The 25,965-nt window shown below is 48.8% G+C and carries 23 protein-coding genes; 18 read left to right on the plus strand and 5 right to left on the minus strand.

Going from position 1 to position 25,965, the window contains the following annotated elements:
- Positions 1 to 99 precede the first annotated feature (99 nt).
- Positions 100 to 1,461, plus strand: coding sequence for a DNA repair protein RadA (gene radA / locus J3B89_RS11960; RefSeq protein WP_215397794.1), 1,362 nt, complete (start codon positions 100 to 102; stop codon positions 1,459 to 1,461).
- Positions 1,462 to 1,497: 36 nt separating this feature from the next.
- Here radA and J3B89_RS11965 read toward each other — a convergent pair whose 3' ends face one another.
- Positions 1,498 to 2,247, minus strand: a complete 750-nt coding sequence (locus J3B89_RS11965; RefSeq protein WP_215397795.1) for an outer membrane protein assembly factor BamD — start codon at positions 2,245 to 2,247, stop codon at positions 1,498 to 1,500.
- Between the two features lie 123 nt (positions 2,248 to 2,370).
- On the opposite strand from J3B89_RS11965, the gene rluD reads away from it, so the two are divergent.
- The 4 genes from rluD to pssA all read left to right on the plus strand — a co-directional run bounded on the left by rluD (position 2,371) and on the right by pssA (position 7,705).
- The gene (gene rluD, locus J3B89_RS11970; RefSeq protein ID WP_215397796.1) at positions 2,371 to 3,345 is read left to right on the plus strand and encodes a 23S rRNA pseudouridine(1911/1915/1917) synthase RluD; all 975 of its coding nucleotides are present in this window, start codon (positions 2,371 to 2,373) and stop codon (positions 3,343 to 3,345) included.
- Complete coding sequence (gene pgeF, locus J3B89_RS11975; protein ID WP_215397797.1) at positions 3,338 to 4,075, plus strand: peptidoglycan editing factor PgeF; 738 nt, start codon at positions 3,338 to 3,340, stop codon at positions 4,073 to 4,075. Before rluD ends, pgeF begins: the two co-directional genes overlap by 8 nt.
- Before the next feature lie 93 nt (positions 4,076 to 4,168).
- Positions 4,169 to 6,748, plus strand: coding sequence for an ATP-dependent chaperone ClpB (clpB, locus tag J3B89_RS11980; RefSeq protein WP_215397799.1), 2,580 nt, complete (start codon positions 4,169 to 4,171; stop codon positions 6,746 to 6,748).
- 117 nt (positions 6,749 to 6,865) lie between these two features.
- A complete protein-coding gene (gene pssA, locus J3B89_RS11985) occupies positions 6,866 to 7,705 on the plus strand; it encodes a CDP-diacylglycerol--serine O-phosphatidyltransferase (protein ID WP_251372390.1) in 840 nt (279 codons plus the stop codon).
- Here pssA and J3B89_RS11990 read toward each other — a convergent pair.
- Positions 7,674 to 9,308: a methyl-accepting chemotaxis protein gene (locus J3B89_RS11990; protein WP_215397800.1), complete on the minus strand. Its 1,635-nt coding sequence runs from the start codon at positions 9,306 to 9,308 to the stop codon at positions 7,674 to 7,676. The two genes, pssA and J3B89_RS11990, sit on opposite strands and share 32 nt — an antisense overlap.
- 226 nt (positions 9,309 to 9,534) lie before the next feature.
- Between J3B89_RS11990 and gshA the strand changes: the two genes are divergently transcribed.
- Together gshA and J3B89_RS12000 are read left to right on the plus strand one after the other, a co-directional pair.
- Positions 9,535 to 11,139: a glutamate--cysteine ligase gene (gene gshA / locus J3B89_RS11995; protein ID WP_215397801.1), complete on the plus strand. Its 1,605-nt coding sequence runs from the start codon at positions 9,535 to 9,537 to the stop codon at positions 11,137 to 11,139.
- Between the two features lie 70 nt (positions 11,140 to 11,209).
- On the plus strand, positions 11,210 to 11,842 hold the full coding sequence (locus J3B89_RS12000) for a transglycosylase SLT domain-containing protein (protein ID WP_215397803.1): 633 nt from the start codon (positions 11,210 to 11,212) through the stop codon (positions 11,840 to 11,842).
- A 54-nt stretch (positions 11,843 to 11,896) separates the two neighbouring features.
- Here the strand turns inward: J3B89_RS12000 and J3B89_RS12005 are convergent, their stop codons facing one another.
- Both J3B89_RS12005 and J3B89_RS12010 read right to left on the minus strand, forming a co-directional pair.
- The gene (locus J3B89_RS12005) at positions 11,897 to 13,165 is read right to left on the minus strand and encodes an HlyC/CorC family transporter (RefSeq protein WP_215397804.1); all 1,269 of its coding nucleotides are present in this window, start codon (positions 13,163 to 13,165) and stop codon (positions 11,897 to 11,899) included.
- A 65-nt stretch (positions 13,166 to 13,230) separates the two neighbouring features.
- Positions 13,231 to 14,037, minus strand: a complete 807-nt coding sequence (locus J3B89_RS12010) for a cytochrome C assembly family protein (protein ID WP_215397808.1) — start codon at positions 14,035 to 14,037, stop codon at positions 13,231 to 13,233.
- Positions 14,038 to 14,186: 149 nt separating this feature from the next.
- On the opposite strand from J3B89_RS12010, the gene ffh reads away from it, so the two are divergent.
- The 8 genes from ffh (at position 14,187) to tyrA (ending at position 20,828) form a co-directional block, all read left to right on the plus strand.
- Entirely contained in the window at positions 14,187 to 15,554 is a 1,368-nt protein-coding gene (gene ffh / locus J3B89_RS12015; RefSeq protein ID WP_215397810.1) for a signal recognition particle protein, read from the plus strand.
- A gap of 192 nt (positions 15,555 to 15,746) precedes the next feature.
- Positions 15,747 to 15,998: a 30S ribosomal protein S16 gene (rpsP, locus tag J3B89_RS12020; RefSeq protein WP_166835971.1), complete on the plus strand. Its 252-nt coding sequence runs from the start codon at positions 15,747 to 15,749 to the stop codon at positions 15,996 to 15,998.
- 29 nt (positions 15,999 to 16,027) lie between these two features.
- Positions 16,028 to 16,555, plus strand: a complete 528-nt coding sequence (gene rimM / locus J3B89_RS12025; protein WP_215397811.1) for a ribosome maturation factor RimM — start codon at positions 16,028 to 16,030, stop codon at positions 16,553 to 16,555.
- Positions 16,555 to 17,343, plus strand: coding sequence for a tRNA (guanosine(37)-N1)-methyltransferase TrmD (trmD, locus tag J3B89_RS12030; RefSeq protein ID WP_433915368.1), 789 nt, complete (start codon positions 16,555 to 16,557; stop codon positions 17,341 to 17,343). The genes rimM and trmD overlap by 1 nt, the downstream gene beginning before the upstream one ends.
- A gap of 22 nt (positions 17,344 to 17,365) precedes the next feature.
- A complete protein-coding gene (rplS, locus tag J3B89_RS12035; protein WP_068234280.1) occupies positions 17,366 to 17,725 on the plus strand; it encodes a 50S ribosomal protein L19 in 360 nt (119 codons plus the stop codon).
- 60 nt (positions 17,726 to 17,785) lie between these two features.
- Positions 17,786 to 18,400, plus strand: a complete 615-nt coding sequence (locus J3B89_RS12040; protein ID WP_251372392.1) for a DNA-J related domain-containing protein — start codon at positions 17,786 to 17,788, stop codon at positions 18,398 to 18,400.
- Between the two features lie 234 nt (positions 18,401 to 18,634).
- Complete coding sequence (locus tag J3B89_RS12045; RefSeq protein WP_215397813.1) at positions 18,635 to 19,693, plus strand: 3-deoxy-7-phosphoheptulonate synthase; 1,059 nt, start codon at positions 18,635 to 18,637, stop codon at positions 19,691 to 19,693.
- A 1-nt stretch (position 19,694) separates the two neighbouring features.
- Positions 19,695 to 20,828 carry a bifunctional chorismate mutase/prephenate dehydrogenase gene (gene tyrA, locus J3B89_RS12050; protein ID WP_215397815.1) on the plus strand — a complete coding sequence of 378 codons (1,134 nt, stop codon included), beginning with the start codon at positions 19,695 to 19,697 and terminating at the stop codon, positions 20,826 to 20,828.
- Positions 20,829 to 20,852: 24 nt separating this feature from the next.
- Here the strand turns inward: tyrA and J3B89_RS12055 are convergent, their stop codons facing one another.
- Complete coding sequence (locus J3B89_RS12055) at positions 20,853 to 21,734, minus strand: LOG family protein (RefSeq protein ID WP_215397816.1); 882 nt, start codon at positions 21,732 to 21,734, stop codon at positions 20,853 to 20,855.
- A 131-nt stretch (positions 21,735 to 21,865) separates the two neighbouring features.
- Between J3B89_RS12055 and J3B89_RS12060 the strand changes: the two genes are divergently transcribed.
- The 3 genes from J3B89_RS12060 to J3B89_RS12070 all read left to right on the plus strand — a co-directional run bounded on the left by J3B89_RS12060 (position 21,866) and on the right by J3B89_RS12070 (position 25,942).
- Complete coding sequence (locus J3B89_RS12060; protein WP_215397817.1) at positions 21,866 to 23,461, plus strand: Na/Pi cotransporter family protein; 1,596 nt, start codon at positions 21,866 to 21,868, stop codon at positions 23,459 to 23,461.
- Positions 23,451 to 24,857 carry an MBL fold metallo-hydrolase RNA specificity domain-containing protein gene (locus J3B89_RS12065; protein ID WP_215397819.1) on the plus strand — a complete coding sequence of 469 codons (1,407 nt, stop codon included), beginning with the start codon at positions 23,451 to 23,453 and terminating at the stop codon, positions 24,855 to 24,857. The genes J3B89_RS12060 and J3B89_RS12065 overlap by 11 nt, the downstream gene beginning before the upstream one ends.
- Positions 24,858 to 24,961: 104 nt before the next feature.
- Positions 24,962 to 25,942: a tetratricopeptide repeat protein gene (locus tag J3B89_RS12070; protein ID WP_215397820.1), complete on the plus strand. Its 981-nt coding sequence runs from the start codon at positions 24,962 to 24,964 to the stop codon at positions 25,940 to 25,942.
- Positions 25,943 to 25,965: the final 23 nt, after the last annotated feature.

Raw genomic sequence — 25,965 nt, forward strand, 5'->3', positions numbered from 1 at the left:
ATAATACCGGCACCTTGGGGTTATAATCTGTAGTACGCTACGTTGTTACAAACTGAAAAGCAATATCCATGCCTTTCATTTAGCTTGAGAAAATAAATTATGGCAAAAGTAAAAACCGCTTATGTCTGCAGTGACTGCGGCGCTGACTTTGTGCGCTGGCAAGGCCAGTGTACGGAATGTGGAGCCTGGAACACCGTTAGTGAAGTACGCTTAGGTAGCGCCAGCAGCAAAAATGCCCGCTTTGAAGGTTATGCCGGGGCTGCGGTAGCAAAAGTAGTGCGGCTGGATGAAGTAGACTTACAGGACGTACCACGTTTTAGCAGTGGCTTTGCAGAGTTTGACCGTGTACTGGGCGGTGGCATAGTGCCGGGCTCGGCTATTTTAATTGGTGGCCACCCCGGTGCCGGTAAAAGTACCTTATTGCTGCAAATTATGTGCGGCCTGGCGCAGCAGGGCGGTGCACTTTATATTACCGGTGAAGAATCCTTACAGCAGGTTGCCATGCGGGCGCAACGTTTAGGTTTACCAACCAATGCGCTGAAAATGCTGGCTGAAACCAATGTTGAAACCATTTGTCTGCTGGCGCAGCAGGAAAAGCCGCGCATTATGGTTATTGATTCTATTCAGGTAATGCACTTAGCTGATATTCAGTCGGCACCCGGCAGTGTATCGCAGGTGCGCGAAAGTGCGGCCTTTTTAACCCGTTTTGCCAAGCAGCATCATATTGCCATTATTATGGTAGGCCATGTTACTAAAGATGGCTCGCTGGCTGGTCCCAAAGTATTAGAACACTGCATTGATTGCTCGGTAATGCTCGACGGCGACAGTGATAACCGTTACCGCACTATGCGTGGCAACAAAAACCGTTTTGGCCCGGTTAATGAGCTGGGCGTATTTGCCATGACCGGCCAGGGCATGAAAGAGGTAAAAAACCCGTCTGCTATATTTTTAACCCGCGGTAAGGAAGATCAGTCCGGCAGTATTGTTATGGTGCTGTGGGAAGGCACCCGGCCGTTGTTGGTAGAAATACAAGGGCTGGTCGATTACTCACCATTGAATAACCCGCGCCGTGTAACACTGGGCATGGAGCAAAACCGTATATCGATGTTACTGGCTGTTATGCACCGTCACGCCGGTATACAAATGGCTGATCAGGATGTGTTTGTTAACGTGGTGGGCGGCGTAAAAGTAAACGAGACCAGTGCCGATTTAGCCACTTTGCTGGCGCTGGTGTCGAGTTTTCGAGATAAGCCACTACCAAACGATTTAGTGGTGTTTGGTGAAGTAGGGCTGGCGGGCGAAATAAGGCCAGTGCCAAGTGGTCAGGAACGCTTACGTGAGGCGGCCAAGCATGGTTTTAAACGGGCGATAGTGCCGCAGGCAAACTGCCCGAAAGAACCCATTGCCGGTATGGAAGTAATAGGGGTTAGTAAACTGGCAGAGGCATTAGAGGCTATTTAGTGCAAAAAAAGCCCCGCGCTGGCGGGGCTGTCTGGTTTAGAATTTGGTATTTTGCGGAAAGTTAAGCTTTAACACCTGATAAGTGTCGTCTTTCAGTTTGCTCAGGCCAAGCCTGTCGTAGCTTTCAACCATAATTTCAAGTGCCTGTTCAACTAACGGCGAATCACGGTAAAACTCAACGATATATTTGCCACGGTTAGCTGCAGCCAGATAAGCGCCACGGCGCATGTAGTAATCAGCTACCAGCAGCTCATGCCGCGCCAGCGCATCTTTAATACTTAACATGCGCTTTTTGGCTTCAGCAGCGTATTTGCTGTTAGGAAAGCTGCTTACCAGTAACTTAAAATCATCAAACGCCTGGCGGGTACTGGCCAGATCCCGGTCTGCGCGGTCAATGCCCAGCAGATTATGCAGTGCATTTTCATCCGCTTTCATATTGCTCAGGCCACGCATGTAGTAAACGTAGTCCAGCTCAGGATGGTTCGGATTTAAGCGGATAAAACGGTCAATGCCTGCCAGTGCTTTTTGTACATCGCCAGCCTGATAATGGGCATAGATCAAATCCAGCTGTACCTGCCTGGCCAGCGGCCCGAACGGGTAACGGCTTTCTACTGCCATTAACAGTTCGATAGCGCGGTTGTACAAGCCGTTATCTAATACTTCTTTGGCTTGCTGATACATAGTTTGTGCGGTTTGCGTATTACTGGTATCCGCTTCCTTCGGTTTACCGGCACAGGCCGTAAGGGTTAATGCCAGTAAAGAAATCAGTAAAAAATTCGCTTTCATTTAAAAATCCGTTACTACTTGAGCTAAATGGCTGTCTAGTCTGGCGTAAAATCGCTAAAATACACGCTATTGCGATTCTACCCCAGACCTGCCGGGGTTGCACACAGGATAACTGCTTCCGTTATGACAAAACAGCTAAAACTTTCAGAAATTGTACCAGACCATCTTTTTGGTAAGCGATTAGATCAGGTCCTGGCCGAAATGTTCCCTGATTATTCCCGCTCCAGAATAAAAGAATGGATCCTGGCGGACGCAGTTAAGGTTAACGGCATAGTGCAAAATAAGCCACGCGAAAAAATGCTGGGTGGAGAGCTTATCGATATTCTGGCTGAACTACCAGAAGACGAGCGTTTTGAAGCAGAAGCCATTGACCTGAATATTGTTTACGAAGATGAACATATTCTGGTGTTAAATAAACCGGCTGGCCTGGTAGTTCATCCCGGTGCCGGTAACGCTGACGGCACCTTGTTAAATGCATTGCTGCACCATTGCCCTGGTATTGCGGAAGTGCCGCGGGCCGGTATTATCCATCGGCTGGACAAAGACACCACCGGTTTAATGGTGGTAGCGAAAACCATACCGGCGCAAACTCATTTAGTAGAAGCCATGCAGGCGCGTGAAATTACCCGTGAGTATGAAGCCGTATGCCATGGTGCTATGACAGGCGGTGGAACTATTGACGAGCCGATAGGCCGCCACCCCACCAAACGTACTCATATGGCGGTAAGCCAGTCAGGTAAACCTGCAACTACCCATTTTCGCGTGATGGAAAAATACCGGGCCCATACCCGTTTGCGCCTGCGGCTTGAAACCGGCCGTACGCATCAAATCCGTGTGCATATGACTTACGTAAATCATCCATTGGTGGGTGATCCTGTTTATGCAGGCCGGCCACGGCCGCCGCGCAAAGCTGACGAACATCTGCTGGGTATTTTACGCAACTTCAGACGCCAGGCTTTACACGCCGCAATGTTGCGCCTGGCGCACCCCATTACGCTGGAGCTTCTGGAATGGCATGCGCCTATTCCGGATGACATGGTGCAGTTAACTGCAGCGCTGCGGGCCGATACCGCTGAGCACGGCCTGGATTATGTCTGACAGCCCGCTGTTGCTGCCTGACTGGCCAGCCCCTGCCAATGTACGGGCAGTATGCAGCACCCGTAACGGCGGTTGTTCAACGGGTGTGTATGCCAGTTTAAATCTTGGTAATCATGTGGCCGATAACGCAGAACAGGTTGCTGAAAACCGCCGGCGTTACCAACAGCTGGCAAAGATGCCAGCTGCACCGGTCTGGTTAAATCAGGTGCATGGTACAGCAGTATCTGTGCTTAGTAGCGTGTCTGCACCGGATGATACCGCCGATGCCAGTGTAACCTGTGAGCAAGGTGTTGTGGCCACGGTTATGACAGCAGATTGCCTGCCGTTATTATTGTGTGATAACGCCGGTACTCAGGTAGCCGCAGTACATGCTGGCTGGCGCGGCTTGTGTGATGGCGTTATTGAAGCCACACTGGCACACTTTAGTAAACCGGATGAGGTGCTGGTGTATCTTGGCCCGGCTATCAGCCAAAGTGCATTTGAAGTAGGGCCAGAGGTACGGGCTGCTTTTATTAATCACAGTGCGCAGGCGGAGCAGGCTTTTATCAGCGGCAATAATAACAGGTGGCAAGCTGATTTATATCTGCTGGCAAAACAGCGGTTGCACGCCTGTGGCGTGCAGCATATTTACGGTGGCCGGTACTGCACTTATCAGCAAAGTGAGTTGTTTTTTTCCTACCGGCGTAACGGCCAAACCGGCCGTATGGCCAGCTCAATCTGGTTAGTCTGATCTAAGTCAAATTTTTGACGTTTGTCTGCTTGAATTTGCAGCAATAACGCCCAATCTTATAACGCAACAGTGTTGTGCTTGTAGGAGCCTGAAATGCGTCTTGAAAAATTTACCAGTAAGTTCCAGGAAGCGATAGCCGATGCGCAGTCGCTGGCGCTTGGCCGTGATCAGCAGTTTATTGAGCCGGTGCATCTGATGTTTGCCCTGTTAAATCAGGAAGGTGGCACGGTACGTGAGCTGTTAAACAAGCTGGCGATTAATTTTAATGAACTGCGCTCTAAGGTCAGCCAGGCGATAGATAAGCTACCGCGGGTTGAAGGCGAGGGCGCTAACCTGCAGCTATCATCAGCCACTGCACAATTGTTGCAACAGTGCGATAAGCTGGCACAAAAACGCAAAGACCAGTTTATTTCCAGTGAGCTGTTCGTGTTAGCGGCAACTGAAGATAAATCTGATCTGGGCAAAATTTTACGTTTAATCGGCGTTAGCAAAGAAAATGTAGAAACCGCCATTACACAAATGCGCGGTGGCCAGAAGGTTGACGATGTTAATGCCGAAGATACCCGCCAGGCATTAACTAAATACACCATAGATTTAACCGCCCGCGCTGAGGCCGGTAAACTGGATCCGGTAATAGGCCGGGATGAGGAAATTCGCCGCTGTATTCAGGTACTACAACGGCGCACTAAAAATAATCCGGTATTAATTGGTGAACCTGGCGTGGGTAAAACCGCTATTGTTGAAGGCTTGGCGCTGCGTATTATCAACAAAGAAGTACCCGAAGGCTTAAAAGATAAACGCGTACTGTCGCTGGACATGGGCTCTTTACTGGCCGGTGCCAAATACCGCGGTGAGTTTGAAGAGCGGCTAAAAGCGGTACTGAATGAACTGGCAAAAGAAGAAGGCCAGGTAATTTTATTTATTGATGAAATTCATACCATGGTGGGCGCCGGTAAAGCAGAGGGCGCCATGGATGCCGGCAATATGTTAAAACCGGCACTGGCGCGCGGCGAGCTGCACTGCTTGGGCGCTACTACTTTGGATGAATACCGCAAATATATTGAAAAAGATGCAGCACTGGAACGGCGTTTTCAAAAAGTGCTGGTAGAAGAGCCTTCAGTGGAAGATACCATAGCTATTTTACGGGGCTTAAAAGAGCGCTATGAAATTCACCACGCGGTGGAAATTACCGATCCGGCAATAGTTGCAGCGGCTACCTTGTCGCACCGTTATGTGTCGGACCGGCAACTACCAGATAAAGCTATTGATTTAATTGATGAAGCGGCATCCAGCATCCGTATGCAAATGGACTCTAAACCAGAAGAATTAGATCGGCTGGAGCGGCGTATTATTCAGTTAAAGCTGGAAGACAATGCGTTGGCAAAAGAGTCTGATGAAGGCAGTAAAAAACGCCGGGATGCTATTCAGGAGCAAATTGTTGAGCTTGATGCCCACTACAACGAACTTGACGAGGTGTGGGAGTCGGAAAAGGCTGCGCTGCAAGGTACGCAAAATATAAAAACCGAGCTTGAACAAGCCCGGCTGGATTTAGAAGTTGCCCGCCGTGCCAGCGATTTACAGCGCATGTCTGAGCTGCAATATGGCCGTATTCCGGAGCTGGAGAAAAAGCTCGATTTAGCCTCACAGGCAGAAATGCACGAAAATACTTTGCTGCGTAATAAAGTGACTGAGCAGGAAATTGCAGATGTATTGTCTAAAGCCACCGGCATACCGGTGAGTAAAATGCTCGAAGGCGAGCGCGACAAACTGCTGCGTATGGAGCAGGCACTGCATGAGAAAGTTATCGGCCAGGATGAGGCCGTGACAGCCGTGTCACATGCTATCCGCCGCTCGCGGGCTGGCCTGGCAGATCCAAATAAACCGATAGGCTCTTTCCTGTTTTTAGGCCCTACCGGCGTAGGTAAAACCGAGCTGACCAAATCGCTGGCCAACTTTTTGTTTGACAGCCCCGATGCGATGGTGCGCATAGATATGTCAGAGTTTATGGAAAAACATGCCGTATCACGTTTGGTTGGTGCGCCGCCGGGCTATGTCGGCTATGAAGAAGGTGGTTATTTAACTGAAGCTGTGCGGCGTAAACCCTATTCGGTAGTGCTGCTGGACGAGGTAGAGAAAGCGCACCCGGATGTATTTAATATTTTGCTGCAGGTGCTTGATGATGGCCGCTTAACCGACAGCCAGGGCCGTACTGTCGATTTTAAAAACACGGTTATTATTATGACGTCGAATCTTGGATCGGATCTTATTCAGGAGCATTACCGTGAATACAGTTACGGCCAGATGAAAGATATGCTGATGGGCGTGCTAAGTAAGCAGTTCCGGCCGGAGTTTTTAAACCGGCTGGACGAAACCGTAGTGTTTCATCCGCTGGATAACGTGCAAATTCGCAGTATTGCCAAAATTCAGCTGGCGCGGCTGGAGCAGCGGCTGGCCGAACGGCAGTATCGTTTTAGCATTACTGAGGCGGCACTGGATAAACTGGCCGAAATAGGTTTTGACCCGTTATATGGTGCCCGGCCGCTGAAGCGTGCTATTCAGCAGTATCTGGAAAACCCGCTGGCGCAAGCGTTGCTGCAAGGCGATGTAGTGCCAGGAAGCACAGTACTGTTGGATCATAACGGCACCGGTTTTGTTGTCAGCAGTAAGGTTTAATCTGGTATTTGCCGGAATAAAAGTGGCCGCAGAAGCGGCCACTTTTGCCTTCAGGCTATCCATGTTAAGGTATGTCCCTTATAATCCTTTGTAAATCCACAACGTAGAAGTTGCTTTATGCCTGAGTCAAAAACACATGATACCAGCCCGCGTAAGGGCATTTACCTGTTGCCTAATTTACTGACAACGGGCGGCTTATTCTCTGGTTTTTTTGCCATAGTGTCGTCAATGAACGGCCGCTTTGAAGCTGCCGCTGTAGCCATTTTTATTGCGATGATTTTTGATGGTCTGGATGGGAGGGTGGCGCGGCTAACCAATACCCAAAGTGAATTTGGTGCCCAGTACGACAGTATGTCTGATATGTTGTCGTTTGGTATTGCGCCTGCACTGGTTGCCTACAATTGGGGTCTTGCAGAGTACGGCAAGTTCGGCTGGCTGGCGGCCTTTATTTATGTTGCCTGCGCAGCACTGCGTCTTGCACGTTTTAACGCCAATCTGGGTGTTACCGACGGTCGCTTTTTTCAGGGCTTAGCCAGTCCGGCTGCGGCAGCTATTATTGCCGGTATGGTATGGAGCGGCAGTATTTATCAGGTTGATGGTGACAATATAGGTTATCTGGTGGGCTTGCTGACGATTGTTACCGGTTTACTGATGGTTAGTAATTTCCGTTATAACTCGTTTAAAGATCTTAACTGGCGTGACAGGGTATCCTTTTTAACCATTTTGATGGTCGTACTGATTTTTGTCGTCATTGCCGCCCGCCCGGCAGAAATGCTGTTTGGTATTTTCTTTATTTATGCCTGCTCGGGCCCGGTAACGACAATTCGCAGTGTGCGCAAACTTAAACTTGAGCACGTATTGGGGGACTCTGACGACGCTGACTTTGCCGATGCAGACAAAGAGCCTAAGACAACAGACTCTGCTGCTACTGCCAAAGACGACAATAAGAGCCTGTAAACCAGTAATACGTTAAAACGTATGCATTAAAAAACTCCGCCGCGGCGGAGTTTTTGTTTTTACCAAAGCTTTTATTCATATCTGCAATTTTGCCGGCTTGCTGCTGCAAGGCTGAACTGTTGTCAGATACTATCTGAATATTGTTCAGGTTAGTTTGGGCAATTTGCTGTATATGTTCAACGCTTTGTTGCACGTCGTTGGCCACGACACCTTGCTGGGTTGCGGCTGTGGTAATTTGCGACGACAGTTGGGCAATATGATCAATCATGCGTGAAATTTCGGCCAGTTGCTGCTCGCTGTGCTGGGTTTCTGTTACGCAGATATCCACTTGTTGGCGGCTGTGCAACATAACCTTGCCCCAGCTTAGTAAGGTTTGCTGAATTTCACCTATCGATTGTTTAATTTGCTCTGTCGCTTTGTGCGTGCGCGAAGATAATGCCCTTACTTCGTCGGCCACCACTGCAAAGCCCCGGCCATGCTCACCGGCACGGGCCGCTTCAATGGCGGCATTTAATGCCAGCAGGTTGGTTTGATCAGCAATGCCCTGAATTTCCGTCATTACTACACCAATCCGCTCAGCTTCAACAGCCAGGCCATCTGCTGTTGCTGCGGCGCCCTGAACTTCGGTCGCCAGTTGCTGTACTGTTTTAGCTGTGTGTTGCATGGTGGTTTTTGCGGCTTCACAGATTTTGTGCGTTTCGTTTACCTGTTGATGTGTGTCCTGAGTGCGCTCAGCAATATCCTGCACTGTGCCGTAAAGCTGAGACGTGGCGGCAACAATACTGCTTAAGCGGTCATGTTGTTGGTGAATGCCTTGTTCTGTCATATGCACAGCTTCAGCCTGTGTTTCAGCAATAATGCTCAGTGCTGCTGTACTGTCTGTGGCGCGGCCTAAAACCGTACGCAGCCTGGCCTGGGACATTTTTTGCTGAAAATCAGCAATGCCGTAAGGGCCAAAACCGGAGTATATCCAGCGCGATACACTGTCGAATTTTGCTTTGGCCCGTTGTAACTGCGCCGGAATGATAAAGAGTTCGTCGTAACAACAAAGCAACCACACCAGCGGTAGCAGTAACGCCAGCAAAAAATGCCAGCCAAAGCTGGCAACACCAATAGCGGCCAGCAGCAGGCTAAACGTTGCTGCCAGCAGGCGCTTTAAGCCAAAGCGGCTGCGCCAGTCTGACGGAATTTTACCGGCTGCTATGGCCGGATAACTTTTATTGGCCCGTTCTATCATGGCGGCATCGGGTTTTACCCGTACCGACTGATAGCCCACCAGTTTGCCCTGTTGGTAAATTGGTGTAACAAAGGCATCTACCCAGTAATAGCGGCCATCTTTACAGCGGTTTTTAACCAGGCCACGCCATGATTGGCCTTGCTTAAGTTTGTGCCACAGATCAGCAAAAGCTGCTGCCGGCATGTCAGGATGACGTACAAGATTATGGTTATTACCCACTAATTCTTCTTCGCTGTAGCCTGCAACCTTGCAAAAAGCCGGGTTGGCATAGGTGATAACGCCGCGCAAATCTGTGGTAGAAACCAGCTCCTGCTCAGCATTAAATTTAACTTCTTCATTAATAGTGCTTATGTTGCGACGGTTCATCTCACCTGCTTATTTAAGTAGTTGTTATTTTGTGCCTGATCCGGCAAGTATAATGTATTAAAGTAATAATTGCAGCCATAGCTGTGGCGGTTTAACCCGTAAGAGGGTTAAGCGACCAAATCTTCGATTGTTGAAAATGAAATTGCAGGCTAAATTAAGCAGCGGTCTTGAGATTGGCCTTAGCGCCCCAATTTCTGCACAATCAGACACCATTTAAGGAATTATCTTGGGCTCAACTTTACAACAACGTCTGGCTAAGCTGAATGCAGTGCCTGATAAACATGCCATCACAGGTATTCAGCGCGGGATAGAGCGGGAGACGTTGCGGGTTAAGCCGGATGGCACACTGGCATTAACTCCTCATCCGCAAGCCCTTGGTGCAGCGTTAACCCACCCCTGGATCACGACCGATTTTTCTGAATCCTTGCTTGAGTTTATTACCCCGGTCAGTGACAGCATTGATACCACGTTAGCGCAACTGGCAGATATTCACCGTTTTACCATTAAGAACATTGGTGAAGAACAGTTCTGGGCTGGCAGCATGCCGTGTTTTATTGACGATCAGAAGCAAATTCCGTTTGCGCAGTATGGCAGTTCTAATATCGGCAGAATGAAAACGCTGTACCGCAAAGGCTTGCATAACCGCTATGGCAGTATGATGCAGGCTATTAGTGGTGTGCATTTTAACTTTTCTTTTTCACAGGATTTCTGGCAGCAGTACCAGCAAATTCTGGGTCAAAGTGGTGACTTACAGGCGTTTATCTCTGAGCAGTATCTGGCGTTAATACGTAACTATAAACGTTATGTCTGGCTGATTGTATATTTGTTTGGTGCTTCACCGGCGATGTGTAAGTCGTTTCTGGAAGGGCGCAGCAGCCGTTATAACTTCCAGGCGCTGGGTAAAGGGTCCTTGTATCTGCCTTATGCCACTTCATTGCGTATGAGTGATTTGGGTTATACCAACAGCGCGCAATCCAGCCTGAATATTACTTACAACAGCCTGCCTGAGTATATTGCCGGCCTGCATCAGGCGATTAGTATGCCGTCTGAGGAATATAAAAATATTGGTGTCAGGGTTAACGGTGAGTACCAGCAACTTAACGCTAATGTACTGCAAATAGAAAATGAGTTTTATTCTACCATCCGCCCCAAACGTACCACCCAGTCTGGTGAGCGGCCAACCTGTGCGCTGGCTAAGCGTGGTGTTGAATATATCGAAGTGCGGGCGCTGGATGTTAATCCGTTCAGTAGTGTGGGTATTAGTGCAGAGCAGATGCGTTTTCTCGATGTTTTCCTGCTGTATTGCCTGTTGCAGGACAGCCCGTCAATGTCTGCCGCCGAGCAGAGTATTACCGAACAAAATCTGAAAAAAGTGGTGACGGACGGCCGGCGTACTAATCTGGAGATCCAGCAAAATGGCCAGCCCCGTTTAATGCTGGATTGGGCGGAAGAGTTGTTTGCCGATCTGATGCCACTGGCGCAGTATCTGGATTCTGCCTATGTAACGCAGGGCTATAGCGGCGCTTTAAAACAATTTTATCTGGGCCTGCTGGACCCGTCCCAGACATTTTCCGGCAAATTACTTAATCAGCTACTGGCGAAACAACAGGATAACAGCAGCTATATCTTGCAGTTATCGGCAACCTACCGTCAACAGCTGCTGCAGGAGCCTTACCAGTATTATTCTGCTGAGCAGTTTACTGAGGCCGCTACACAGTCAATTCTGGCACAACAGCAGGTTGAGCAGTTGGATAACGTGAGCTTCGATCAGTATATTGCGCAGTATTTTGCTGAAGTACCGCAATGTGAGGATAAAAAAGCGGCTACCTAAAGGTAGCCGTAACAGTATCCAGGGAGAATAAAACTTGGTTGCATCCGTGCACCTTGTTAGAATCGGCCGGATGAAAAAAGTTCATATACAAATAAAACCATTTATCTTTGCTACTGTAGCCGTGCTGTTTATCAGTGGTTGTAGCACACCGCCGCCACAGAACAGCTCCAATCTGTGTGAGATTTTCTATGAACACCGCGACTGGTACGACGCAGCAGCGAAAATGCGTGACAAGTGGGGTGTGCCAATTCATATACCAATGAGCATCATGTATCAGGAAAGTAGCTTCCGACATAATGCCCGGCCGCCAATGCGCTGGTTTTTAGGTTTTATTCCTTATGGCCGTGCCAGCAGTGCTTATGGTTATTCACAAGCAAAAACAGTTACATGGGACGAATATGTGAAGGAGGCTGATCGCTTCTGGGCCAGCCGTGACAATTTTTCCGATGCCATGGATTTTATGGGCTGGTATCTGGATAAAACCCACCGCGTAAATAAAATATCTAAATGGGACGGTTACAACCTTTACCTGAATTATCATGAAGGCTGGGGTGGCTATCGGCGCGGCACTTACAAAAATAAAACTTGGCTTGTTAACGTTGCCAAACAGGTAGACAACCGTGCCAAAACTTATGCCGCACAGTTAAACCGGTGTGAGGATGATCTGAAACGTGGCTGGTTATGGCGGTTGTTTTTTGGTTAAGAAGGCATAAAACAGTTAAAAAAACCGGTATTGCCGGTTTTTTTAACTGTGGTTTCAGGACTTTTTCAGGTGTGGCAGCAGGCGGACGGTTTTAATCATATTGTCCTGTACATCTACCACTTCAAGCGGGTAACCGGCCAGCTTTATACTTAGCTTGCCCTGAGGTATTTCTTCCAGATATTCTAAAATCAGGCCATTTAAGGTTTTCGGGCCATCAGTGGGCAGCTCAAGGTGCATTTCACGGTTCAGGTCGCGTAAATTAATGCCACCATCAATCAGGTATGAACCATCGGGCTGGGCAATAATATCTTCGTTATCGTTGCTGGCGATATCAGTAGTAAATTCACCCACCACCTCTTCCAGAATATCGGCCAGAGTTACCAGCCCCTGAATATCGCCATATTCGTCTACAACCAACCCAACGCGGTCTTTGGTGCGCTTAAATTTTAACAGTTGCGTATTTAGCTGGGTGCCTTCAGGAATAAAGTAGATGTCGCTTGCTGCACGCATCAGAGTTGATTTTGTCAGTTGTTCTTTAATCAGCAGACGCATTAGCTCACGCGGGTGAACAAAGCCAATAGCATCATCAATGTTGTCCCGGAATAACAAGATGCGGCTGTACTGCATATTAGCCAGCTGGCGTTCTATATCTTTCCAGTCGTCGTTAATATCGATACCAACAATTTCATTGCGCGGTACCATAATATCTTCAACTGTAGCGTTTTCCAGATCCAGTACACCCACCAGCATGTTCTGATGTTGCTCCGGTATCAGGGCGCCGGCTTCATGCACTACGGTACGTAGTTCTTCAGCGCTTAAGCTGTTACCCTGATGCTTTTCCGGGCTGATACCCATAAGCGCCAAAATGCCGTTAGTAATAAAATTAACCAGCCAGACCAGCGGATAGAATATTTTAAGCAGTAGTTTTAGCACAGCAGAGCTGGGAAAGGCTATACGCTCGGGATGCAGTGCAGCAATGGTTTTTGGTGTTACTTCAGCAAACACCAGCACTACCATCGTTAACGCCACTGTCGCAATAGCGATACCGACATCGCCATACAAACGCATACCAATAATAGTGGCAATAGCAGAAGCGGCAATATTTACCAGGTTATTACCAATTAAAATAAGGCCAATTAAGCGGTCAGGCCGTTTTAACAGTTCGCTTACGCGGATAGCACCCTTATGATTTTCGTTTGTTAAATGCTTCAAACGATAAGGGTTAACAGACATCATGCCCGTTTCTGATCCTGAGAAATAGGCAGATAAAAATAAGAGCACGCCAAGAATGATAAATAGCGTACCCGTCGATATGTCGTCCAAGAGTCAAATACCTGTATTGCCAAACACCTGTACTTGATATTACGAAGTAGCAGGTGAGTCAAGAATTAAAGTGTATTTAGCAGCACTTCGCGCACAAAACGGCTGCCAAAGTAGCCAAGAGTTAATAAGGCGGCACCGGTGATAGTTAAAATATTAGCAGTTTTACCACGCCAGCCTTTACGGGCATGGCCCCAGCACAGCACCACAAAGACGCCAAAACCAATTAAACTGAACACATTTTTATGCAGGTTTTCTTTGGCAAGCCAGTTATCCATAAATACGGCAGCTATCAATAGCGCCAGGCCAAGTAGCACTGTGCCCGCCAGTAAAATACGGAACTGCAGCACTTCCGCCTGCACTAAGGGTGGCATATGCCGTGTCATGGCGGCAAAGTCTTTTTGCTTCAGCCGGTTGCTGATATAGCTGACCTGAAACGAATACAGCATTGCCATAATTAAAATAGCGTAGGCAATAAAAGCCAGCATAATATGCAGCAGCAAAATAATGTTTTGCTCAAAGTGTTGTAGTTGTACGTTGTGAGGCAGGGTTAATACCGCCAGCTGCACCAGGCTGGCAAAGCCATACACTACCGGTAACAGCAATATAGTTGGGGTTCGCAGGGCTGTAAGTGTTATTGCCACGGTAATCAGCCAACACACCAGCGAGCTGACATTAAGCAAACTGAAGTTTTGCCCTTGTTCAGTAAACAACATGGCTGCCAGTACCAGCATATGCAGCACCAGGCCGATAATCGCTGCGCTGAAGGTGGTTTTAAAATGCGGCCCGTTTGGGTGAAAAATACGCAGCAATACCGAGCCGGTAGCAACCAGGTAGGCAATTAACGCAAGTGCAGTTAACAGCACCGTAGACATTAGCAGCATTTCCTTTTGTTTTAATGGCTAACCATTGTATTGCAACTTTTGCCGGATGCCCATAGCTGCGATCAACAGTTTCTTAACGGCTGCTTATGCCGCTTGAGTTTGGTATAATCGGTCGTATTATGGCTGTCGAGTGAAAAACCATGTTTGAAAATCTTTCTGATCGTTTAAGCGCCACGCTAAAGAACATTACCGGCCGGGGTCGTTTAACTGAAGACAACGTTAAAGATACGCTGCGCGAAGTACGCATGGCACTGCTTGAAGCAGACGTAGCGCTGCCGGTAGTGCGTGATTTTGTTGCTAATGTGAAAGAGCGCTCAGTTGGGCTGGAAGTAAGCAAAAGCCTGACTCCCGGCCAGGAGTTTCTGAAAATTGTCCGTAAAGCCTTAGAAGAGGCAATGGGCGATGCTAATGAAGAGTTGGCCCTGAATACGCAACCGCCGGCGGTAGTTTTAATGGCTGGCCTGCAGGGCGCCGGTAAAACGACATCGGTAGGTAAACTGGCCAAGTTTTTAACTGAGCGTAAAAAGAAAAAAGTACTGGTAGTATCAGCCGACGTGTATCGCCCGGCGGCGATTAAACAACTGGAAACCCTGGCCAAAGATATTGGTATAGAGTTTTTCCCAAGCGACATTTCACAAAAACCAATAGATATTGTTAATGCTGCTATTGCGCATGCCCGTACCCGCATTTTTGATGTGTTGTTAGTTGATACTGCCGGTCGTTTGCATGTCGACAGCGACATGATGGATGAAATTAAAGCGCTTCATGCGGCAGTAAAGCCTATTGAAACCCTGTTTGTGGTAGATGCCATGACAGGCCAGGATGCAGCGAATACTGCCAAAGCTTTTAACGATGCTTTACCACTTACCGGGGTTATTTTAACCAAAACCGATGGCGATGCACGGGGCGGAGCGGCGCTGTCTATCCGCCATATTACCGGCAAGCCGATTAAGTTTTTAGGTACAGGTGAAAAAACCGATGCACTAGAGCCGTTCCATCCGGACAGGGTGGCATCACGTATTCTCGGTATGGGCGATGTGCTGAGCTTAATTGAAGAGCTTGAGCAAAAAGTAGATAAAGAAAAATCTGCCAAAATGGCGCAGAAGATGATGAAAGGCAAAGGCTTTTCATTAGAAGATTTTCGTGAGCAGCTGGTGCAGATGCGCGGTATGGGCGGCATGATGTCAATGCTGGACAAATTGCCTGGTATGAAAAACCTGCCCGCTGGTGCGATGAATCAGATGGGCGACAAACAGTTTGTTAAAATGGAAGCTATTATCAATTCAATGACACCAAAAGAGCGTGAATTCCCGGATTTGCTTAAAGGCTCACGTAAAAAACGTATTGCTGCCGGTTCCGGTACTCAGGTGCAGGATATTAACCAACTGCTGAAACAGTTTACCCAGATGCAGAAGATGATGAAGCAGATGTCGGGTAAAGGTGGCTTAATGAAGATGATGCGTAGTATGGGTGGTAAGCTGCCGCCGGGTATGCTGCCACCGCGTTAAGTGGCAAACTGCTTACGTAACCCCGCTGTGATGCGGGGTTTTATTTAGCCGCACACTAATGCTGTAATAGCAGCCAAACCGCGAAATACCTTGCAATTGAGCCTCAAATCAGTAAAATGCTGCAGCCCTTCGGTCTGACTGGAGGGCTTTGTTATTTTTGATAAAACCTGAACGATAAAATTAGAGGGCCTTATGGTAACTATTCGTTTACAACGTGGTGGCGCGAAAAAGCGTCCATTTTACCAAGTTGTGGTAGCGGACAGCCGTTTTGCTCGTGATGGCCGTTTTATTGAGCGCGTGGGTTTCTTTAACCCAATCGCCGGCGGTACTGAAGAGAAACTGCGTCTGGACCTGGACCGCGTTAATCACTGGGTAGCACAAGGTGCTTCACTGAGTGATCGCGTGGCTACTTTGGTAAAAAACGCTAAGAAAGCAGCTGCTTAATTAGCGAAAGGTCGTGTGGAGTAGTCAGCTTGAGTGAGAAAGATTTAGTCGTTCTTGGCAAATTTGGTGCAGTTTACGGCATCAATGGCTGGCTGAAAGTTAACGCTTACACCGACTCCCCGGAAGGGATTTTTGATTACACACCCTGGCAAATAAAATTTCAGGGTAACTGGCAACCAGTGCAGGTTTCCAGCTGGAAGCGCCATAGCAATGGCCTGATAGCGAAACTGGACGGCGTCAATGATCGGGATCTGGCACAGCAGTATGTCAATGCTGAAATTGCCGTAGCAAGCCAGGCGCTGCCTTCTTTGGAAGACGGTGAATATTACTGGAAAGACCTGATGGGCTTAGCAGTAATAAACGAGGCGGGCTACCACTTAGGTGAAGTAACCGACATGATGGAAACCGGTTCTAACGACGTATTAGTTGTTAAAGCCAACCGTACCGATGCATTTGGTCAGAAAGAAAGGTTGTTGCCGTTTTTAACCGATAGCGTGATTAAAAGCGTCGATTTAACCGAGCGTCGCATTATCGTAGACTGGGATCCCGCGTTTTAATGCCGGATGACACTAAACTGTGGGTAGGGGTTGTATCCTTATTCCCGGAAATGTTTCAGGCAATAACGCAATATGGGGTAACCGGCCGTGCTGTAAAGCAAGGTATTATGCAACTGCAATGTTGGAACCCGCGTGATTTTACAACGGACAAACATCGCACTGTAGATGACCGGCCTTATGGTGGTGGCCCCGGTATGCTGATGATGGTGCAGCCGCTGCGTGACGCTATACGCGCTGCCAAGCAAGCTGCAGGTGAAGGTGTACACACGGTGTATTTGTCGCCGCAAGGCCGCAAGTTAGACCAACAAGGTGTCACTGAACTGGCGACGTATTCTAAGCTGCTGTTAGTAGCTGGCCGGTATGAAGGCATTGATGAGCGCGTAATAGAAAGCGAAATTGATTCAGAATGGTCAATTGGTGATTACGTGTTAAGTGGCGGTGAATTGCCGGCGATGACACTGATAGATGCTGTGTCGCGCTTAGTACCTGGTGTACTTGGGCATGAGCAGTCAGCAGAGCAGGATTCTTTTGCATCCGGTTTGCTGGATTGTCCACACTACACAAGGCCGGAAGTGTTATCAGACAAACAGGTTCCCGCAGTATTACTGAGTGGTAACCATGAAAATATACGACGCTGGCGTTTAAAGCAGTCTCTTGGGAGAACCTGGCTTAGACGACCGGATATGTTAAATCTCCTGGCTCTGACTGAGGAGCAACGACGGTTACTGGCTGAGTTCCAACGTGAACATCAGCAAGAGTGCCGGGCGGGGCAGCAAGAAGACAGTTAATTCCAGGTAAAGTGAGATTGTTATGAGCAAAGTTAGCCAAAACATCATCAAAATGCTTGAAGACGAGCAGTTAAAGAAAGACGTTCCTGCGTTTGCGCCGGGCGACACTGTCGTAGTTCAGGTAAAAGTAACTGAAGGCGATAAAACCCGTCTGCAGGCTTTTGAAGGCGTAGTTATCGCAAAACGTAACCGTGGTCTGCACTCAGCATTCACAGTACGTAAAATCTCTAATGGCGAAGGTGTTGAGCGTGTATTCCAGACGCACAGCCCAATGGTAGACAGCATCACCGTGAAACGTCGTGGTGCAGTACGCCGTGCTAAGCTTTACTACTTACGCGATCGTTCAGGTAAATCAGCGCGTATCCGCGAAAAGCTTAACTAAGCTACCCTTAAAAGGCCGACACTCTTGTCGGCCTTTTTTCTTTTTGGCATAGTGCACTCTATGACCAACATGAAAGCACCACTGGCTGCACCCATTCTTAACTTGTTGCAAGGCCAGCTGGAAAGCCTGATCCTGGCGTTTACACCACAGCACAGCCCGATAGAAGAGCAGTATTTGTTATCGCGCCTTGGGTTAAAGCTACACAGCGATACGCTGCAAAGCGCCGATCTTGCCCGCTTTCAACAACACTTTGTGCTGTACCACCTGCTATACCGCATTCAGCAGCACTGGCTGGCTCAGCGCCACGGCTATTTAGCCATTGGCCTGGCCAAACTGCAGTTGCTACCGTTTACTGAAGCATTACCGCCAAACTCCGACACCGGCCGGCAAGACTATTATCTTAACTGGCAGAATTTTTACGCCATGACAGAGCAATTACTTGATCAGCATCTGGATGCTTTCTGGCAACAACTACAGCGTCCGGTTGTGCCGGTAAATACTATGCCACACGGCGAGGCACTGGCTTTACTTGGCCTGTCTGCAACGTTTACGCCGCAGCAGTTGAAAAAGGCCTATCGTAGCAAGGCGTTACAACTGCACCCGGATCGCGGCGGCGAGCAACAGCAATTTATTTTACTGCAACAGGCTTATCAGCAACTACAGTTACCCGGCTGATAGTTTTTTTGTACACTTAAATATACATATTTTCTATGGTGCAATTATTTGCTGCTATGTTGATTTTATTGGCCTGCAATGGGTTGACGCGCTGCTTTATGATCTTTACTATTCGTAAATCGTATTTAAATGATTACGTGTTGTAAGTTAAAGTTTACGTAAGGGCGCAGCTTAGCAAATTTAGCGTTTTTACCTATGCTTACGGCTTATAACACCGCACACCGGAGTTTTAGCATGAGTAAAATAGTAGACGACCTGCGCATAGTGGCAGAAAAGCCATTAAGCCCACCGGCAGTATTAAAAAAAGTACTGCCATTGTCAGAGCAGGGTGCCCAGTTTGTACAACAGGCGCGTAATACCATTGCTGATATTGTACACGGCCGTGATAAACGGCTTTTAGTGGTAACAGGACCCTGTTCCATTCACGACCCTGTGGCCGCAATTGAATATGCGCAAAAGTTAAAACAGCTGCAGCTGCAATACGCCGATAGCCTGTACATAGTGATGCGGGTTTATTTTGAAAAACCGCGCACTACAGTGGGCTGGAAAGGCTTTATTAATGACCCGCATCTGGACGACTCGTTCGATCTGGAAACCGGCTTAACCTGGGGGCGTGAATTACTGCTAAAGATGGTTGAGATGGCGTTACCTACAGCGACGGAAGCGCTTGATCCTATCAGCCCGCAATATATGTCGGATTTAATCAGCTGGTCTGCCATCGGTGCCCGTACGGTAGAGTCACAAACTCACCGTGAAATGGCCAGCGGCCTGTCGATGCCGGTAGGCTTTAAAAACGGCACCGACGGTAATTTAAATATCGCCCTGAACGCGCTGCAATCAGCCGCCAGCGGCCACAGCTTTATTGGTATTAATCAGCGCGGCGAAGTCAGCTTAGTACAAACTGCCGGTAATCCGGATGGTCATATTATTTTGCGTGGTGGTGCCAAGCCTAACTATGACGAGCAAAGCATTGGCGAAGCGCTGGCCAAGCTGGATAAACTGAAATTGCCGCGCGGTATAGTGGTTGATTGCAGCCACGGTAACTCCAATAAAGATCATAACCGTCAGGGTGAAGTGGCGCACAACGTGCTGGCGCAGCGCCTGGCCGGTAACGACGCCATTATCGGCATTATGCTGGAAAGCCATTTATTTGCCGGACGCCAGGATTTAATTGACGGTAAAGCCGAAAAGTATGGTGTGTCGGTAACGGATGCCTGCATTGATTGGGATACTACCGCCCAGCTACTGGCAGCATTACACCAGCAAATGCAGCCGGCCGTGGTAGCTGCCTGACATGACAAATTTGACAGCACAGCAGGCTCTTGCACCACTGCGTCAGCAAATAGACAGCATTGACAGCCAGTTAGTGGCGCTGCTTGCCGAGCGCGCTAAAGTGACCGCACAGGTGGGTAAAATAAAGCAGCAATTTGCCTTACCGGTATATGTGCCAGAGCGCGAGCAGGCGCTGTTGGCGGCCAGGCGTGAACAGGCGCAAGTGCTTGGTGTATCGGCAGACTTAACTGAAGATGTGCTGCGCCGCATTATGCGCGAGTCATACCAAACTCAGGAAAGCGGCTTTGTGTGTTGCCGCGAGGGTGGCGGCAAGGTGGTTGTAGTTGGCGGCGCCGGTGCGCTTGGTGCCCGTTTTGTTAGTCTTTTTCAGCGCTCCGGCTACGAGGTTGCAGTGCTGGAGCCACAAGACTGGCCGCGTTCAGAGATGCTGTGTGCCAATGCCGCCCTGGTGTTACTGGCTGCGCCTATTACCTTAACTGAGCGGTTAATCAATCAATTACCAGCATTACCGGCTGACTGCGTACTGGCTGATATAACCAGTATTAAGCAGCAGCCATTATCAGCCATGATGGCAAAGCATGGCGGCCCGGTGGTAGGGTTACACCCGATGTTTGGCCCCGATATAACTAACCTGGTAAAACAGGTGGTAGTGGTATGCCATGGCCGGGATGAAAGCCAATACAAGTGGCTGCTAAAACAGCTTAATGTCTGGGGTGCTGAGCTGGCGGTAAAGCAGGCCGCAGAGCACGATAGCGCCATGCAGCTTATTCAGGCCATGCGGCACTTTTCTTCTCTGGTGTATGGTGTGCATTTGGCTGACGAGAATGCCGATCTGAATGAGCTATTGCAGCTAAGCTCGCCAATTTACCGGTTAGAGCTGGCGATGGTAGGGCGCTTATTTGCGCAAAATGCTGAGCTATATGCCGATATTATGTTGTCATCCGGTGAGGTCGCTGCTTTGCTGGAGCGCTATCAACAGCGCTTTGCTACACTGCTGCAGCTACTTAAAGCTAAAGACAAAGCTGGTTTAATGGCGCAGTTTGGTAAAGGCCAGCAGTTTTTTGGTGATCTTGCCGGGCAGTTTTTGCAAGAGAGCAAACAGCTACTGCAAAAAGCTGCCGACAGCCGCAGCTAATAGCAGACAGCTGATCGCGGCGCGTCAGCCGGGCAGTTGGTAAAAGTCCAGTATCAGCTGCCAGGCTTGCTCGGGTGTATCAGCGTACTGGATCAGCTCCAGATCTGAAGCGCTGATCACGCCTTCTTCTACCAGCATGTCAAAGTTAATCAATTTTTGCCAAAAGGCTTTGTCATATAAAATTACCGGTACCCGTTCGGCCTTTTTGGTTTGAATAAGCGTTAGTGTTTCAAACAGCTCATCTAAAGTACCAAAACCACCGGGAAAGGCGACTAAAGCACGGGCGCGTTGTAAAAAGTGCATTTTACGAATCGCAAAATAGTGAAACTGAAAACAAAACTGCGGGGTAATGTAAGGGTTGGGTTGCTGTTCTCTTGGCAGCACAATGTTTAAGCCTATGCTTTCGCCGCCGGCGTCCATTGCGCCGCGATTGGCCGCTTCCATCACGCCCGGACCGCCGCCGCTGATAATAGTCATGGCGCAGTCGGGATTACAACAGCTGTAGCGGGCTGCCAAGGCAGAAAAATGCTGAGCTGCGGCATAATACTTACTGTTAGCCTGCTGCTTTTTTGCCCGTACCAGCGCCTGCTGGTTGTCAGGGGTATTGTTTTCTGCACATTGTTGTTCTGCAAGCGCTACGGCAGTTTTGGCCTGTTCCGGCGATAAAAACCGCGCGCTGCCAAAGACTACTATGGTAGCCGTAATATTGTACTGCTCCAGCACCAGTTGTGGTTTTAAATACTCCAGTTGCAGGCGCACATGGCGCAACTCGTCCTGCATTAAAAATTCATTGTCGGCAAACGCCAGACGGTAAGAGCTATGGTCCTGCAACCTGGCTATTGCGTCCAATGATTGCTGTGCCGACGCCAGATGGCGCTCGTGTAACTGATGTGGGTCGCCTGACATATTGTCCTCCCAGGGCACTGAAACAAACTTCATACTATGGCAAGGTAACAAACTAAGCTATTGTTTGACTAAGATTAATGTTTTCTATTTGTTTCACTGTTAGGTTAGGCCACCCTTTTGAAGGATGAAAAATGTGGACTGATATGTTAATGGCCTTTGGGGCGCTGGGCTTAATTTTACTTGGTATGGATTGGATGAGCCAGGGGTTAAAAGTGGCCGCTGGCCCAAACCTGCTGCAGTTTTTGCAGCGCTGGACTAATACACCGCTGCAGGGCGTGGCCTTTGGTACTGTGGCTACCGTGGCAGTGCAATCTTCCAGTGCTATTACGGTTACTACCATCGGTTTTGTTAATGCCGGCATTTTATCACTGCAAAACGCCGCTTTTGTTATTTATGGCAGTAATGTAGGTACTTCGCTGACCGGCTGGTTTATCGCTTTGGTGGGATTGCAGTTTAAAATAGATGCGCTGGCGCTGCCCATTATAGGTTTAGGCGCGTTGTTAAAGCTGTTTGGCCGTAGTAGCCGAAATAAAGGCATGGGTGAAGGCTTGCTGGGTTTTGGTTTGCTGTTTCTCGGCTTAGCGTTTTTAAAGCAAAGTTTTGATACCGCCTTTGTCGATATTAATTTTAGTGGCCTGGCACAGTTGGGCGTATGGGGCATTTTAGCCGGCGTGCTGCTGGGCACTTTACTCAGCACCCTTATGCAGGCCTCCATTGCAGTAATCGCACTGGTTATTACAGCGGTGTCGACAGGCATTATTCCGCTATCGTTAGCTGCAGCTTTTGTTATCGGTGCCAACCTTGGTACTACCTCTACTGCGCTAATGTCCACTCTGGCGGCCACAGCTAAAGCGAAACGTCTGGCCTGGCTGCATGTTATTTTTAATGTGCTAACCGGGCTGGTGGCTTTATTACTGTTATCGCCATTGCTGTGGGGCATAAACCTGTTACAGCAGTGGTTGTTTAGCACGCCACAGCCGGCGGTAAGCCTGGCGTTGTTTCATACCTTGTTTAACGTTCTTGGCGTGTTGCTGATGTGGCCGGTAACCGGCCGGCTGGTACTGTGGCTGAATAAGAGGTTCCGGCGGCAGAATAGCGCCGGTTTACGCTACCTGGACGCATCCAGCCTGGCTATACCGGCACTGGCCATTAATGGTCTTGGCGCCGAGCTGCTTCGGGTTGGCCAGCTTATTGCTGCTCAGGCAGTGCGGTTGGCACAGGCCCAGCCCACTGAAGCGGATAGCATTGATGATATCCGCAGTTTACAGGCAGAGATCAACAGCTATATGCACCGGTTGGGCAGGGAGCCTTTGCCTGCAGAAGAGGCGATGCTGCTGAATGAGCTGGTAAAAAGCCAGTTGCAACTGGAAATGACACTGCAACTGTTACCGGTGCTGACACAGCATTTGGCTGCTGATATTGCAGTATTTCATAACGAAGCAGAGCTTTGGGAACTGTTAAGCCGGGCAACCTGGCCGGATGATGCTGGGCAGATCCGCAGTAGTTACCGTGAATTGCTACGCCAGCGTGAGCAAAATAAGAAGCAGTTATACACCTTAGTATTACAAGAGCGGGTAAGTAAAGACGCCGGAGGTGAACAATTGCTGCGCTTAGCGGAAACCAAACGTTTTACCCGGCAACTGACCCGTGCTTTGCTATCGCTTGGCGCGTTGCAAAGCCGGTTTGAACCTTTAACAGACAACAAGGAGGCAACTGATGCCGCTTAATGCCAGTTTAACTTTTGTCGGTGCTGCTCAGCAGGTTACCGGCTCGTGCTATCTTATACGCGTTAATAATCAGCAAATTTTGCTGGATTGCGGCATGGTGCAGGGCGCTGATCAAATTCGTGAATGGCATAAATTTCATTTTGCCTTTAGGCCCAAAGATATTGATTTAGTTATTTTATCCCACGCCCATATCGACCATAGCGGCCTGCTGCCGCTGCTGGTTGCGCGCGGTTTTGACGGCAAAATACTTTGCACCCCCGGCACTGCTGAGCTGCTGCCAATACTGCTGAAAGACTCAGTGCATTTGTATTTAAAAGATTTAGAGTGGCAAAACAAAAAAGCGGCACGCTCGGGTAAAAAGCTGCAAGACCCGGTGTTATCAATAGCTGACGCCGAGCGCGTAGCGCAGTTGTGTGAAACACTAAGCTACAAAAAGCGTGTTACTCCTTTGCCGGGGGTAGAGCTGGAGTTTGCCGATGCCGGGCATATTCTGGGCTCGGCCATAGTGCAATTGTGGCTTAAAGGCAGTAAAGCCATGCGAAAACTGGTGTTTTCCGGTGATTTAGGTAACCCGGCAACAGTGCTGATGCACGACCCCACAGACATTGGTCAGGCTGATATTGTCCTGATGGAGAGTACTTACGGTAACCGTAACCATCAGAATATCGATAACTCACTTGAAGAGCTGGCTACCGCGCTGGAACACGCCAATAAAGACGGTGGCAATGTGTTTATTCCGGCTTTTGCTCTTGGTCGCTCGCAGGAAATTTTGTACTACCTGGCACTGCTGCATAATCAGGGCAGGTTAAAGCAGCGGATGGTGTTTCTTGACAGCCCTATGGCTATTAGTATCACCAATATATATAACGACTACCTGCACAGTCTGGAGCAAAAAGACTTAGCGGCGATTGGCTTTAAGAAAGGCATGCAACTGCAGGACTTACTGCCAATGCTGCGCTTAACCGAAAGCGTGGAAGAATCAATGGCGATAAACCGTGTTAGCGGCGGAGCTATTATTATTGCCGGTAGCGGTATGTGTAATGGCGGCCGTATTGTGCATCATTTAAAACACAACTTATGGAAAAGCTCGAACCACCTGATTTTTGTCGGCTTTCAGGCGCAGGGTACTTTAGGCCGGCGACTGGTGGATGGCGAGCGGCGGGTAAAACTGTTTGGTCAGGAAATAGTAGTAAAAGCCAAAGTGCACACTATTGGCGGTTTTTCGGCTCATGCCGGCCAGAGTGAACTGTTAGACTGGGCGCAGGCCATCGGCGGGCAGCCACAGTTTTATTTAGTACATGGCGAGCCAGAGGCACAAACCGTGCTGCAACAGGAGTTTGCACAGCTTGGTATAGCGGCAAAAATTCCGGCTAAAGGCGATGTTGTTGAGCTATAAGCGTTAACATACATTTTGTTACTTTTGGGCTATGGTCAGGGGCGCGTGCGGTGCCTTATAGTGTTTGCTACTTCAATGACAGCAGCGTGATACGGAGTAGCACAATGCGTAGCATCCTCTTTTTTTCCGGCCTGATACTCAGCAGTAGCGTGCTGGCTAATTCTCCTGATCCGCAGGCATTGACCGCACAGGTTAAAGCCCTATGGCAAGCCAAAGATGCTCAGGCGGCACAAGCATTATTAACGCCTTTGGTCACTAAAAAAACCAAAGATGCCCAGTTGCTGGCCTTGCTGGGGCAAACCGAGGCACTATTAAACAACGCAGACAAAGCAGAAGACTTGCTGGAAAAAGCCGTAAAGCTTGACAGTAAAAACGCAGACTATCAGCATTGGTATGCTACGGTAAGCTGTAATCTGGCATCTTCTGCCAGTATGTTAAGTGCGCTGGGGTATGCCAAGCGCTGCAAAAAAGCCTACGAAACCGCCCTTAAACTGGCACCGGAAAACCCGCGCAGCTATATTGCGCTGGGTAGTTTTCTTGCCCAGGCACCCGGTATTGCCGGTGGTGATAAAGACAAAGCTTTACAACTTGCAGAGCAGTTAAAGCAGATTGATCCCTTACAAGGGGCCCTGTTACAGCTGAATGCGTCTGACTTGCAGGATGACGCTGCTTTTAATGCGCTTTTAGCCAAAGATGAGCTGCTGACGCAGCGGCCGGAAACCTACCTGCAGCGTGGTGTTGCCTTTTCCCGCGCTGATGAACATGTTAAAGCAATGGCATTGTTTGATCAGGCGCTGGCCATGCCTGCAAGCGATGATGAAGCCGCCGCTGCGCAAGCTCAGGCACTGTATCAAATTGGCCGCTCGGCAGTAAAAGGTGGGCTGGCTGTTGATAAAGGTATTAGCGCTTTGCAGCAGTTTATTGCGCAGCAGCCAGCGGCAGATAATATCGACTGGGCAAAGTTGCGTTTAGGTCAGTTATATATAGCGCAGCAACAACAGGCTAAAGCAGAAGAAATTTTAAAACCACTGTTGGCATCAACACAGGACAAAGAGTTAAAAGGTGAGCTGCAAAAGCTGCTCTGATACACTTAAGGCCTTAGCTAACT

Source organism: Rheinheimera oceanensis (genome assembly GCF_018831085.1).
Taxonomy (GTDB): Bacteria; Pseudomonadota; Gammaproteobacteria; order Enterobacterales; family Alteromonadaceae; genus Alishewanella; species Alishewanella oceanensis.